The organism is Emergencia sp. 1XD21-10 (assembly GCF_009936045.1).
Lineage (GTDB): Bacteria > Bacillota > Clostridia > Peptostreptococcales > Anaerovoracaceae > Senimuribacter > Senimuribacter intestinalis.
In genome coordinates this window covers 1-12,028 of the sequence record NZ_QWEQ01000027.1, presented here as the reverse complement: position 1 = coordinate 12,028, position 12,028 = coordinate 1, and the positions used below count along the sequence as shown (strand labels likewise).

13 protein-coding genes are annotated in these 12,028 nt (G+C 43.7%); 1 reads left to right on the top strand and 12 read right to left on the bottom strand.

Annotated features, from left to right (window positions below; all coding sequences use genetic code 11):
• Window positions 1-521 precede the first annotated feature (521 nt).
• From D1151_RS14235 to D1151_RS14220, 4 genes are all read right to left on the bottom strand, one after another.
• On the bottom strand, window positions 522-1,346 hold the full coding sequence (locus D1151_RS14235; protein WP_330588349.1) for a radical SAM protein: 825 nt from the start codon (window positions 1,344-1,346) through the stop codon (window positions 522-524).
• Between the two features lie 90 nt (window positions 1,347-1,436).
• On the bottom strand, window positions 1,437-2,147 hold the full coding sequence (locus D1151_RS14230) for an amidohydrolase family protein (RefSeq protein WP_161909338.1): 711 nt from the start codon (window positions 2,145-2,147) through the stop codon (window positions 1,437-1,439).
• Complete coding sequence (locus D1151_RS14225; protein WP_161909337.1) at window positions 2,144-2,665, bottom strand: ECF transporter S component; 522 nt, start codon at window positions 2,663-2,665, stop codon at window positions 2,144-2,146. Before D1151_RS14225 ends, D1151_RS14230 begins: the two co-directional genes overlap by 4 nt.
• Window positions 2,666-2,853: 188 nt before the next feature.
• Window positions 2,854-4,803 carry a fructose-1,6-bisphosphatase gene (locus D1151_RS14220; RefSeq protein ID WP_160202905.1) on the bottom strand — a complete coding sequence of 650 codons (1,950 nt, stop codon included), beginning with the start codon at window positions 4,801-4,803 and terminating at the stop codon, window positions 2,854-2,856.
• Between the two features lie 107 nt (window positions 4,804-4,910).
• Here D1151_RS14220 and spoIID point away from each other — a divergent pair, with 107 nt between their 5' ends.
• Window positions 4,911-5,861, top strand: a complete 951-nt coding sequence (gene spoIID / locus D1151_RS14215; protein WP_161909336.1) for a stage II sporulation protein D — start codon at window positions 4,911-4,913, stop codon at window positions 5,859-5,861.
• Between the two features lie 95 nt (window positions 5,862-5,956).
• Here the strand turns inward: spoIID and murA are convergent, their stop codons facing one another.
• From murA to D1151_RS14175, 8 genes are all read right to left on the bottom strand, one after another.
• Complete coding sequence (gene murA / locus D1151_RS14210; protein ID WP_251614262.1) at window positions 5,957-7,222, bottom strand: UDP-N-acetylglucosamine 1-carboxyvinyltransferase; 1,266 nt, start codon at window positions 7,220-7,222, stop codon at window positions 5,957-5,959.
• Between the two features lie 180 nt (window positions 7,223-7,402).
• Entirely contained in the window at window positions 7,403-7,645 is a 243-nt protein-coding gene (locus tag D1151_RS14205) for an AbrB/MazE/SpoVT family DNA-binding domain-containing protein (RefSeq protein ID WP_160202907.1), read from the bottom strand.
• Between the two features lie 23 nt (window positions 7,646-7,668).
• Window positions 7,669-8,022 (bottom strand): hypothetical protein, encoded by a 354-nt coding sequence (locus D1151_RS14200; RefSeq protein WP_160202908.1) that lies wholly within the window; start codon window positions 8,020-8,022, stop codon window positions 7,669-7,671.
• A gap of 66 nt (window positions 8,023-8,088) precedes the next feature.
• Entirely contained in the window at window positions 8,089-8,823 is a 735-nt protein-coding gene (locus D1151_RS14195; protein ID WP_161909335.1) for a tRNA1(Val) (adenine(37)-N6)-methyltransferase, read from the bottom strand.
• A gap of 3 nt (window positions 8,824-8,826) precedes the next feature.
• On the bottom strand, window positions 8,827-9,753 hold the full coding sequence (locus D1151_RS14190) for a stage 0 sporulation family protein (RefSeq protein ID WP_161909334.1): 927 nt from the start codon (window positions 9,751-9,753) through the stop codon (window positions 8,827-8,829).
• A 4-nt stretch (window positions 9,754-9,757) separates the two neighbouring features.
• Window positions 9,758-10,567, bottom strand: a complete 810-nt coding sequence (locus tag D1151_RS14185; protein WP_161909333.1) for a hypothetical protein — start codon at window positions 10,565-10,567, stop codon at window positions 9,758-9,760.
• A 5-nt stretch (window positions 10,568-10,572) separates the two neighbouring features.
• Window positions 10,573-11,193 (bottom strand): dTMP kinase, encoded by a 621-nt coding sequence (gene tmk / locus D1151_RS14180; protein WP_161909332.1) that lies wholly within the window; start codon window positions 11,191-11,193, stop codon window positions 10,573-10,575.
• A 9-nt stretch (window positions 11,194-11,202) separates the two neighbouring features.
• On the bottom strand, window positions 11,203-11,451 hold the full coding sequence (locus D1151_RS14175; protein WP_161909331.1) for a hypothetical protein: 249 nt from the start codon (window positions 11,449-11,451) through the stop codon (window positions 11,203-11,205).
• Between the last annotated feature and the right edge of the window lie 577 nt (window positions 11,452-12,028).

The following is a 12,028-nucleotide window of genomic DNA, read 5'->3' as shown; positions in this document are numbered from 1 at the left end:
ATGATACCATATTCTTGTCAAATAGTCAAGCTAATCATGGAAAAATTTGCGCATTTGCAAAATCTCACAGTCCCTTTCCTCCAACCAAGCGCGCATTTTCGCAGAAAAAGCAGGTACGAATCCATTTGATACTGGTTCGTACCTGCTGTTATGATTTATTTTTTCAATTGTTTTCTATATACTTTCCGGTATCTTCCCTCACTTCCGCCAGCGAAATGTCGCTCCGTCAATAATTACAACCCGTTATTCACGGCAAATGCATGAAAAGTATTCTGAACCATAAATACTGACAAAATGATACCAGCATGCAGGATTTTGTCAGCAAATTGTAAAGAATCCTATCTTAATACGCCTGAAATCCTGACAAAGCTGACAAAATCAAAAATAATTGTCAGTTCTGTCAGGATTTTTGATAGAAACACTGACAAAGCTGACAAAACTCTAAAAAGCTGTCAGCTTTGTCTGTTCCAGAAAATCACTAAACGTTTTCGTGGGTTTGCCGTGCTCGTTATGCCCTTATACTAAAAAAGGCTTAGCTGCTCTCCCTGCTCCTTACTATCTAAAGTTTGCAAAAACTGAAAAACCTTTTCCCTTTCATAAGCAATTCCATACGCTTTGCAAGTAGATACAAAAATTTCCATTAGCTTCCTGCTGCGTGGACTTTCCAGCACATATTGATTTCCGTAGTACTCCATATATCGCTGCTTCATTCCAGGAAACTGTAAATCCAGCTGTTGGAAAAAATACTCGCGGTTCCCTTCACGCATAGTAACGCCCATTCCAAAGTTCAATATACCATACACGCCGCTTTGTCTGCACCCACGCAAAATTCCTCTCAGATTTTCTTCCGTATCATTGATGAAAGGTAAAATTGGGCAGAGCCAGACAACTGTAGGAATCCCTGCTTCTTTCAACTGCATCAGCACCTCTACGCGCCTTGCTGTAGTACAAACCCCCGGCTCTATTTTTCGACACAGTCCTTCATCAAAGGTCGTTAAAGTCATCTGTATCACGCATTTAGACCTTTCGTGAATCGCCTTTAACAGATCGATATCCCTCAGCACCCTGTCAGACTTGGTAATCAGCGTTACGCCATGTCCATAAGCATAAATCGTTTCCAGTGCCTTTCGCGTATGCTGCAATTCCAGCTCTAAAGGGACGTACGGATCAGTCATGGAGCCCATACCTACCATACATTTTTTTCGTTTTCGAGATAGGGCGCGTCCCAAAAGCTCTATGGCGTTAGATTTTACTTCAATATCCTCAAAATCGTGTTTCATCTGATAGCACTTACTCCTGGAATCGCAGTAAATACAGCCATGAGAGCAACCGCGGTACAAATTCATACCATTGTCTTTAGAAAATATCCCCTTTACCGTTACATAATGCATAGCTTTATTTTAACACAAAAACAGTTATCTGGCTTTCTTTTTTGTTTATGCAAAAAACGCCGCTGCATTATCATAAAGGATTCTTCTAATGCCTGTCTCATCTACGCCACTGACAAGCACCTTCTGCAGTTCCACCGATGGATCATGAAAAGGTGTGTCTGTACCAAACATAATTCTGTCATTGCCAACAGTCTCATAAGCTTCACGTATTTTTGACGGCATCGGCATTCCGCTCATTTCCAGAAAAAGATTCGGATAGCGACGTGCCATTTTCAGTGCCGCGTCAATATAAACACCATGACCATGTCCCATATGAATCATCATTACCTTTACATCAGGATGGCGCTCAGCCAGAAGCCCAATTTGCCAAGGCAAGGAATAAGGCGGATGACCACTGTGAATGCAAACAGGAATGCCGGCTTTTTCTGCTTTATGAAGGACCGGATCCAGAGCCTCGCTGTCCGCGCAATAAGCATGACGCAGCGGGTTTAGCTTGACTGCCTTAAACCCTTTTTCAAAATAGTTTTCCATGGAATCCACGGTACTCTGATTAAGTGGATTCACATAAACTGCGCCTATAATACGCCCCGGATATTTCCGCATCATATCCAAAGTAACCTCATTGTCCTCGTGACAGAGAACGGTTTTCTCAATGCCGAAGCGATCCATCTGCGCGATGAGCTGCTCACCTGTAATACCTACGTCTGCCCAGCCTCCAATATATCCGATATGCGCATGCCCATCTATGATTTTCATTTTGCTGCATCTCCTCTCTCTGCCAAATTTACAATTCTACCGGATAGTACTCCAGAAAGCACCATAAAAATCACCACGCCTACAGTCGTCTGAATGGTAACATTAGGTATCGATGCAACAGCCGGCGCTATTCCAAGCATTACTATCTTTACAAGCGTATAAGCGATAATCTGAAATATACCACCAATTATAGAGCCTGCTAACTGCAGCTTGTGAGCCTGTGGATTGCTTTTTATCACAGTGCCCATGATATAAGCCATGATATATTTAATCACCAGCGTTGGTAAAATCCATACTGCAGCACCAGCAAGCAAATCTGAAAGCGCACCGCCAAGAGCCGCTGCAATAGCACCGTTTTTCCTGCCTAACATCAAAACAGCCAGAAAAATCATACAGTCGCCCATGTGACTGTATCCGCCAGTTGCTGGATTTGGAATCTTAATCAGATATGTAGCAACAAACACAATTGCCGCCATCAACGCTGTCATAACCAAAGTCTTCGTTTTCTTATCTTCCATAACGATAGCCCCCTTATCAGTTCTTCTTCGATCATCTAGTATTATAGAAGAAATCTGCACCGTTTAAAATAGACACTTTTATATTTTTTAATAGGAACAATTCTCCTGATTTCACCGCATCATGTGGGAATTTTGCAAAAATAATAACAGTACAGTCTACAAAACTGTACTGCTACTAAAAACTATATTTAATATCTCTCTTTCAGAATACCTTTTCGGTATGCCTCCACCAGACGCTTCATGTTTTCTACTTGTTCTGTCAACTCCCTTCCCTGATCTGTATCAATGACCATCATACGTTCCGGAAGCACCTCTACAGTTTTCACCTCCGGCGACTGGAACTCCTGCGTCCCGTCAGGCTGCAGCGGCTGATACGGCTTGTGCTGCGCCAACGCCATAAATCTGGAGTTGAAGATGAAGGTGTAGCCCGCAATACCGGTCTGCTTCTGATAGGCCTTAGAAATACCGCCGTCGATGACATATAGAAGACCGCCACCCTTAATTGGGCTTTCCCCGTCCTTGATTTTTACTGGCACGTGACCATTCAAAATCTTTGAGCGGTGCGGATCCAGTCCAAACTCCATAAGAATTTTCTCGCAAGGACCTCTTTCCTTAATCAACTTATAGTACGGTCTGGTCGGCTCCTTGTGCGCTGCTTTATCTGCGATGAACAGCCGCTCAAAGGTTGTCATCTTGGCTTTCCCAAACAATGGCGAATTACCCCCCAGCCACAGATACCACATCAGGTCGCCCATACGCCCCACTTCTCCGGACTCATCAGGAGAAAAATACGCATTACGCACTTCGCTGTCCAGATAATCCATCAACGCCTTTCCCTTAAAAGCTTCACCGTTGAGCTCCACAAGCTCAAAATCTCCGTCTTCCGTCATCGGAATGCAGCCGTGGTAGAGCAGATTGCCGTTGACCCGTTTATATAGCGCACCATGGCTGTAAAGAAATCTAATGTGCTTCTGCAGCTTCTCCGAATTCAGGACAGAAGCTTCCAGTGCATTCATCATTTCCTCTTCTTCTTCCGTCAGCGCATACGGATTTTCCGGATCTACAGTAGGGAAGTTGGTATCTCTCAGTTCATATACAGTACCGTCAATTTCCACAGTGCCGTTTTCCCAGTTAATTTTATCCAGAATCAGACGGTTTTCCAGATGGTATTCAGGGTGCGCCTTAATACGCTGCCCTTCCACCTTAAACTGGCAGATGGCGATAGCCTTGTGCATTTTTGCCGCCAGAGGCTCCTCAATCTGGTCGTACTCGTTCTTCTCCAAAATATGCGGCTGGAAGAACTGGCACGGATCGTCGCCGTACACCTTCTCCGCAAAGGAAGCGAGCGGTCTCAAGTTGATACCATATCCGTACTCCAGCATATCAAAATTATTATAGCTAATATTCATACGAAGAATATTGGCTATACATGCCCAGTTTCCCGTAGCAGCGCCCATCCATACGATATCGTGATTGCCCCACTGAAAATCCACATCGTGGTAATCCATCAGAAAATCTAAAATCGTATCAGGGTGCGCACCTCTGTCAAAGATATCCCCAATAATATGTAAATGATCCACAGCTAGATTACTGATAGCGTCCGCCATTTCTATGATAAAGTCATCTGCAATTCCGCTTTCAACAATCGTTTTGATAATTGCGTTATAGTAATGGAGACGGTTCTCTTCATCGTCTGCGTGAAGCAGTTCGTCCATAGCGTAGTCCAGATACTTCGGCAGCATGCGGCGAACCTTCGAACGCGTGTATTTGGTAGATACCGACTGACAAATCGTAACTAAACGATGCAGCACAGTCATACACCACTTATTAAAATCGGCTTCGTTCTTCCTTCTCCGCGCCAGCTCAGCCTGCGGATTGTAAATCAGCGCCGCCAGATCCTCTCTGTCGCTGTCGCTGAGAACGCCGCCGTAGTGCTCATCAATTTTGGTCTTGATGGTGCCGGAGGCACTTTTGAGCATGTGAATAAAAGCCTCGTGCTCACCATGAAGATCGCTCAGGAAATACTCCGTTCCCTTTGGCAGCGCCAAAATCGCACTCAGGTTGATGATTTCTGCTGTAGCTGCTTTAATATTGGGATAATCCTTCGAAAGCAGCTCCAGGAATTTAATGTCAGGCATATCAGATTCCTTTCAATTATATTTTAACTGTTGTCCTATTTATTATATACTTTCACGTCTATTTTGTCCACATCAGCATAAACTTAAGCAGAAGGAGAATTTGTACAATGTTTCATCACGGAAAACTGAACAGGCAGCACGCTGTCATTTATTTTGTCTCCATGGTTATCCTCATGGTAGTCCTGCCCTATCTCTCTATAAAACTGTTTCCGGCTCTGGTAAAAGACCTGCCTGAAACTTCCACTTATGATGGAGAAATCCCCGACACTGTAAGAATTTACCTGACAAAAGAGGATAAATACGAAACCATCGCTTTCGAAGATTACATAGAAGGCGTCGTAGCCTCAGAAATGCCCGCCTCCTTTGAGTACGAAGCTTTAAAGGCGCAAGCTGTAGCAAGCAGAACCTATGCCCTCGGCAGAATCCTTGCCGGAACCGAAATCTGTGACTCCGTCCACTGTCAAGTCTATCGCAGCGACAACATTGATGAAAAGGTCAGCAAAGCGGTAGAGGAAACCTGTGGTCAGGTTCTTTTATATAAAGGAAAACTTGCCGCACATGCTCTTTATTTCGCTTCCAGCGCAGGACCCACAGAAAACTCACAAGATGTCTTCTCCGGCACCTACGCCTATCTGGTCAGCGTTGACAGCTCCTACGAGCCCGGCGCTACCCATAAGAAAGAGAAAACTACCATGACGATTTCCGCCTTTTCAAAGGCGATCAAAAAGGCTTTTCCCGAAAAGAACTTCGGCACCATCAAAAAATCCAATATCAAAATCAAGTCTCGTTCAGAAGGAGGCCGAGTTGCAACTGCAAAAGTCGGCAAAGAAACCATCACCGGCAGCGATATCCGCACTGCCCTAAGCCTTTACTCGACCCGCTTTGAGATATCCTTTTCAGGAAATACGAAAATCACTATCACCACCGCAGGCTCCGGTCACGGCGTCGGCATGAGTCAGTACGGCGCCAATGGTCTGGCAAAGAAAGGAAAGACCTATAAAAAAATACTTTCCCACTATTACCGAGGAACTTCTGTCAGCACAGGAGAAAGCAAATGACGACTTGCTCTATGGGAAACCCCTGCGAAAAAGGAAATCCCGGTGCAAATATAGATTTTGCTCTGGGATTATCTCTTTTGTAAACAATATTCTATTTAATCTTCGATACGGAATATATTGGCGCCCAGCCCTCTGAACTTGTCAGTAAACTTTTCGTATCCACGCTCAATATGATAAATCTCTGAAATCTCTGTCGTTCCCTGCGCCACAAGTCCTGCCAGAACCAGCGCTGCACCACCGCGCAAATCCGTTGCGATTACTTGCGCACCTTCCAGCTGCTTTGCTCCCTGAATCATGGCACGGTTACCGTCAGTCTTGATGTTGGCGCCCATTCGATTCAGTTCCGCAACGTGCATAAATCGATTCTCAAAGACAGTTTCAATTACCGTACTAGCGCCGTTTACCGTAGTCAAAAATGCCATAAAAGGCGACTGAATATCCGTAGGGAATCCTGGATAAGGCAGGGTCTTCAAATCCGTTGCAACCAAATCAGGATTATCCGCAATAACGTACATGCCCTCATCTCCCATTTCTACAGTGACACCGCACTCACGAAGCTTTGCGGTAATCGGCTTTACATGGTCAGGTACCACATTCTTAATCAGAATCTGTCCATGAGTGATAGCTGCAGCCAGCATAAAAGTTCCCGTTTCGATTCTATCCGGAATGACTGTATGCTGCGCGCCGTGGAGGCTTTCAACCCCCTCAATCTTGATAGTATCAGTTCCTGCACCCTTAATCTTTGCGCCCATCTTGTTGAGGAAGTTTGCCTGATCGACAATCTCCGGTTCTTCTGCCGCATTTTCAATATAAGTGGTGCCTTTGGCAAGAACTGCAGCAGACATAATGTTCTCTGTAGCGCCTACACTTGGAAAGTCCAGATAAATGCTGTTTCCCACAAGCCCCTGTGGACCTGCAATTGCTTCCACGTAATTATCCTTTACGATAATCTCCGCACCGAGTGCCTCAAATCCTTTCAGGTGCAAATCAATAGGTCTTGCTCCAATGCTGCAGCCCCCCGGCATGTGCACCTTGGCTCTTCCCACTCTTGCAAGAAGCGGACCCATGACAAGAAATGATGCCCGCATTTTGCTGACTAAGTCAAACTCTGCTTCACACTTTAAAATTTTCTCTGTATTTATCTCAATAATGGATTCTTCCAGTTCGTTTATCTCTGAACCCAGGGAACGCAAAATATCCTTCATCACATCCACATCTCGAAGTGCCGGTACGTCCCGGATTATACATTTTTCTTCTGCCAAAATAGCAGATGCCATCAGCGGCAGCACTGCATTTTTTGCTCCGCTGATTACTACTTCTCCATTTAATGGCTCGCTCTTCTGAACTAAAAATTTCGCCACATCTATCCTCCACAAATTGTTATTAGCACTTCCCTTAACCAGCGAGGTTATTTTCTCCCCGCAATCAAAGGTATATACTATTAGTATACTAATGATTCCCCTTTTTTTCAACTAAAGATGAAAAAAATGAAAAAAAAGTCTGCCGAAGCAGACTTTTAGCAGATGTTCTATTCCATGCAGCTACATTTTTTTCATTTCTGCAATGCAGTCAACACACACAGTCTTACCGTGAACTAATCTGACATCTCCCACTTCTCCGCAGAAAATACAAGATGGCTCATATTTCTTCAACATGATATACTGACCATCAACAAAAATTTCCAGAGAATCCTCTGTCTTAATATTTAAATTTCTTCTCAATTCTACCGGAATCACGACTCTGCCGAGTGCGTCTACCGGTCTTACAATCCCTGTTGCTTTCATAAAAACTCCTTTCCGTCTTGCATTTACTTACTTTTTTTATTATTGCTATTCTCCTCGCCGTCTTCTTTCCTAAAAATCGCAGCAAGAGAACCAAAAGCCTTCACAATATTGGATACAGCACCTACCAGATTCTGCTGACCTTTCACTGCTTTTGAAATATCAGCGACAGCAGATTGGACGTCTCCAACCATCTCATCCAGCTGCTCTGCCTTATCCGCAGCAATACCGGAGATTACTGAGGCATCTCTCAAAATCTTATTGGTTTCCTTGATTGTCTTCACTAGATTCTTTGCAATGATAATCAAATATATCACCAGTACAATCAAAGCTGCAAAAAGCAGATAAACCAGCGTAGCTTTAATGTCAATTGTTACCATAGTAAACCTCCTTATCCCGACTATGGATTATTATACCGTTTTTTCCATAAAATAGCAACCTATTTCTTATTTTTTCTCATATATTTTTAATATTTCCTCCGAATAGCTGCCATCTGCACAATGCACATACATGGGGTCTAGTAGTCGCAGCTCCTTGTTTCCGTTTTTTATACAATGTACCAGCATGATGTTGGGTTTTTCCAAAGGTCTACCGCTAACAAAGCGCATTTCCTTCGGCTCCAGCCCATGCCTTCTGCAGCTTTCACAAATATCTACAAGCCGCCCCGGTCTATGCACCATATAGAAATCACCTTTATCCTTCAAAAGCGCCGCAGCAGTTTTTACAAAATCATCCAAAGAGGCTGTAGTCTCATGGCGAGCGATTGCCTTTGCACGATTGCTGCTTTCAATACCGCAGCTTCCCTGGGTGTAGGGTGGATTTGTTGTCACTACATCATAAGTCCCGCACTGAGATTTGTCAAAATTCTTGACATCCTGATGAAAAAACTCCAGCCGCTGCTCCAAACTATTGTGCCGCCTGTTTTTCTCTGCCAGAGCCCATGAGCTTTCTTGAACTTCCATACCAGCAATATATGCAGCCTGCGTTTTATGACTGAGAATCAACGGAACAATCCCCGTTCCCGTGCCCAAATCCATAATTCTGCACGCCTGCTTCCGCCGCATCGCGCCACTGGCAGCAAAATCCGCAAGAAGCACTGCGTCTACACCGTAACAAAACTCTTCAGGATTTTGAAAAATCTCTAACTCTCCAAAACCTGTTCTATCCAGCCGAAGACCCATGAACTACTCCTTAATTAAAGCTTTCAGTTCATCAATGTACTCAGCGTCAACGTCCTCCAAAATATTATTGTTCTGGGAACCACCATGTTTCTTGTGACCTAGTCTCTTAATTTCATCTTTTTTATAGGTAAAGATTTCCGTACCCAGTTTTTCACCGCCATCGTCATCTTTTTCCCCTGTATAGAGTCTAACCCGCACTTTGCTCTCCAAAATATTGGTATCCACAACCTTTCCCATGCCGTCGCGAGTCTTCACCTTCTCTCCGTTATCAGGAAGTCCTTTTCGAAGTTCCATATAGACATCATTTTCATACTTCAGGCAGCACATCAGACGTCCACAAATGCCGGAAATCTTCGTCGGATTCAGCGAAAGATTCTGTACTTTCGCCATTTTAATAGACACCGGTTCAAAATCGGAAAGCCATGTATTGCAGCACAGACTTTTCCCGCAAGAACCAATACCTCCCAGCATTTTAGCCTCATCACGCACGCCAATCTGACGCAGCTCGATACGCATTTTGAACACACCTGCCAGATCCTTTACCAGTTCTCTGAAATCTACTCTGCCATCGGCAGTAAAGTAAAAAATAATTTTATTGTTATCAAAGGTATATTCCACATCGATCAGCTTCATCTCCAGATGGTGCTTGTCGATTTTGTCCTGACAGAGTTTCAGTGCCTTAGCTTTCTTTCTCTCGTTTTCCTCGTGGCGCTTGATGTCCTCTTCTCCTGCAATTCGAATAATTTTCTTTAGTGGCTGCACCACTTCTTCTTCCTTGATTTCTGTAATGTCCATAGTGACTGTACCGAACTCCAGTCCCCTGGCAGTCTCCACGATGACAGAATCGCCCAGACCAACTTCCAAATTGTCCGGATCAAAATAATATACTTTGCCGGCATTTTTAAATCTAACTCCAGCTACTTTTATCATAGTCTTACCCTCCAAGCTTCAATATCAGATTTCTGATTGCATATTTGTAATTTACATTGGCAAGCAAATCCCGCCTTGCCTCTTCTATATATTTAATGTTCGCAATTAGCTTTTCTTTTCTCACCGCCTGCGGACCGTCCGCCGTCAAATATCTGCGATAAAGCCGTTCCAGCCCATCCAGAAGCTGAAACGCCTCTTTTCGGTCTTTGACAATCTTTCCAAGACGATCCTTTATGTCACAAAAGTATGCCTCCGCAAAAATCATTTCCATGATTTCCTCTGCACCGGAAAGATTAGAGTTCTCACTGCTATTTATAAAATTTCCCAGCCTGTAGATTATACACCTTGATGTAATGGTCTGCAGCAGGTTCTCTGTATTCTCAGACAAAAGCACAATTACGGTTCCGTCATTAGGCTCTTCCAGCGTCTTTAGAAGCCTATTCTGTGCCCGCACCGTCATCGTATCTGCATCCTCAATTATTGCTATATTTCTCATGCCACCGGACGGTTTATTTTTAAGTTTTTCCTGCAATGCCGAAATAGAGGCATCCTTTACAGAAAGATCATCCGCCTGTGCCGTATATAAGTCCTCATAATTATCATGGTCAATTTTCCGGCAAACTACACACTGATCGCAGCCAAATCCTGGCTCTTCAGAACACAAAATTGCCTTTACAAAATCCTTGGCAAATTTCCGCTTATCAACACAGCTGTCGCCCTCAATGATATAGGCGTGGGACACATTCCCGCAGGAAATCGCTCTGCTGATTCTCTCCGGCAGCCTTCCGAACTCCTTATACTCTCTTAATGACATATAAACTAGCCTTCCAAAATTCTATCAAGATGTGAAAACATAATATCGCGAATGGTTTCTTTATCTTTTCCCGCGTCAATCTCTACAAACCGGTCTGGATAAAATTTCGCAATCTCCTTATATCCCGCATACACTTTGTCGTGAAATTCCAACTTTTCCTGCTCCAGCCTGTCCTGATTATCTTCACTAATCCTGGACTTTCCGATTTCCGGCGAAAGTTCCATCAAAAAAGTTACATCGGGCATACACCCGTCAACAGCAAGTTCATTGATGACACGCACCACATCACCGAGATTTCTCCCATAGCCTTGATAAGCAATACTGGAATCGATAAAACGATCACAAATTACAATCCTTCCCGAATCTAACGCCGGTCTAATCAGCTGCTGCACGTGCTGTGCTCTTGCCGCCGCATAAAGAAGAGCTTCTGTCATATCACACATTTCCTGGTTTTCTTTATCAAGTATAATATTGCGGAGCTTCTCTCCGATGGCCGTTCCTCCAGGCTCCCTGGTAAATATGCATGGCAGAGCCCTTTCCTGACAATATACCTTTAAAAACTCTATTTGTGTCGACTTCCCGGAACCGTCCGGTCCCTCCAGCGTAATAAAAAGTCCTCGTTTCATAACCTACTCCTAGTGCTTCTTAACTGCATCATCTACCATTTTCATAAAAAGAAGTGCAATTCCATAAGCTAACGGACAGCAAAGCAGAATGCAGAATATAATTTTCAAAAATAACATTGTCTGACCATCCTTTCTGTTCGCCCAAATATACAGAATAAGTATATCACAAATCTCCATTGAGATAAAGGACTTTCCTGTTATCTGAGTAAAAAACTGTAAATTCAGCGATTCATGACCTTCCATTTGCCCTATCTTCACTACCCGCCTCCTGTCTTAAAGTTGGGCAAAATAAGAGTTGCAGAAACCTACCCTTTACTTTCGCAAAAAAAGGAAAATCCACATTCCCATACCCAGCCGCCTGGATTTAAATAGGCATATATATTAAAAAAATGACAAAAATCCAATAATATATATCATTATCTATAGAATATGCACCCCCACTTTTCTAGTTTTAGACCTACAAAAATATCATTTTCCTTTTTTTGAACAGAAGTACAGCAAAATTCTGCAAAGCAAAAAATCGTTTCATGCTGCAGGTTACATTTATCAAAACCAGCACTACGCCCATACCTCAAGCCAAAATCCCATACTCAACTTACCCGTTGTTGTCCCGTTTCAGACGTGTCCTTCGGACACTAAAAAAGCAAGCTACTTCGTAACTTGCTTTTTACTGAAACCGGCAACACTCGCTCCGCTCCCTTCTCCGGTCGTAATCCTAAAATCGGATTACTCTCTCCGCTGTCCCGTTTTGTACGCTGCGCTAAAAAAGAAGAGACAGCCATACGACTGTCTTTTCTTTTTTAACCGGCAACGCTCGCTTCGCTCACTCCTCCGT

Bases quoted from the DNA above. Each gene is read 5' to 3' on its own strand.
- D1151_RS14235 (WP_330588349.1), bottom strand. From the start codon at position 1,346: ATGAATTTGTACCGCGGTTGCTCTCATGGCTGTATTTACTGCGATTCC.
- D1151_RS14230 (WP_161909338.1), bottom strand. From the start codon at position 2,147: ATGAAAATCATAGATGGGCATGCGCATATCGGATATATTGGAGGCTGG.
- D1151_RS14225 (WP_161909337.1), bottom strand. From the start codon at position 2,665: ATGGAAGATAAGAAAACGAAGACTTTGGTTATGACAGCGTTGATGGCG.
- D1151_RS14220 (WP_160202905.1), bottom strand. From the start codon at position 4,803: ATGCCTGACATTAAATTCCTGGAGCTGCTTTCGAAGGATTATCCCAAT.
- spoIID (WP_161909336.1), top strand. From the start codon at position 4,911: ATGTTTCATCACGGAAAACTGAACAGGCAGCACGCTGTCATTTATTTT.
- D1151_RS14205 (WP_160202907.1), bottom strand. From the start codon at position 7,645: ATGAAAGCAACAGGGATTGTAAGACCGGTAGACGCACTCGGCAGAGTC.
- D1151_RS14200 (WP_160202908.1), bottom strand. From the start codon at position 8,022: ATGGTAACAATTGACATTAAAGCTACGCTGGTTTATCTGCTTTTTGCA.
- D1151_RS14195 (WP_161909335.1), bottom strand. From the start codon at position 8,823: ATGGGTCTTCGGCTGGATAGAACAGGTTTTGGAGAGTTAGAGATTTTT.
- D1151_RS14190 (WP_161909334.1), bottom strand. From the start codon at position 9,753: ATGATAAAAGTAGCTGGAGTTAGATTTAAAAATGCCGGCAAAGTATAT.
- D1151_RS14185 (WP_161909333.1), bottom strand. From the start codon at position 10,567: ATGTCATTAAGAGAGTATAAGGAGTTCGGAAGGCTGCCGGAGAGAATC.
- tmk (WP_161909332.1), bottom strand. From the start codon at position 11,193: ATGAAACGAGGACTTTTTATTACGCTGGAGGGACCGGACGGTTCCGGG.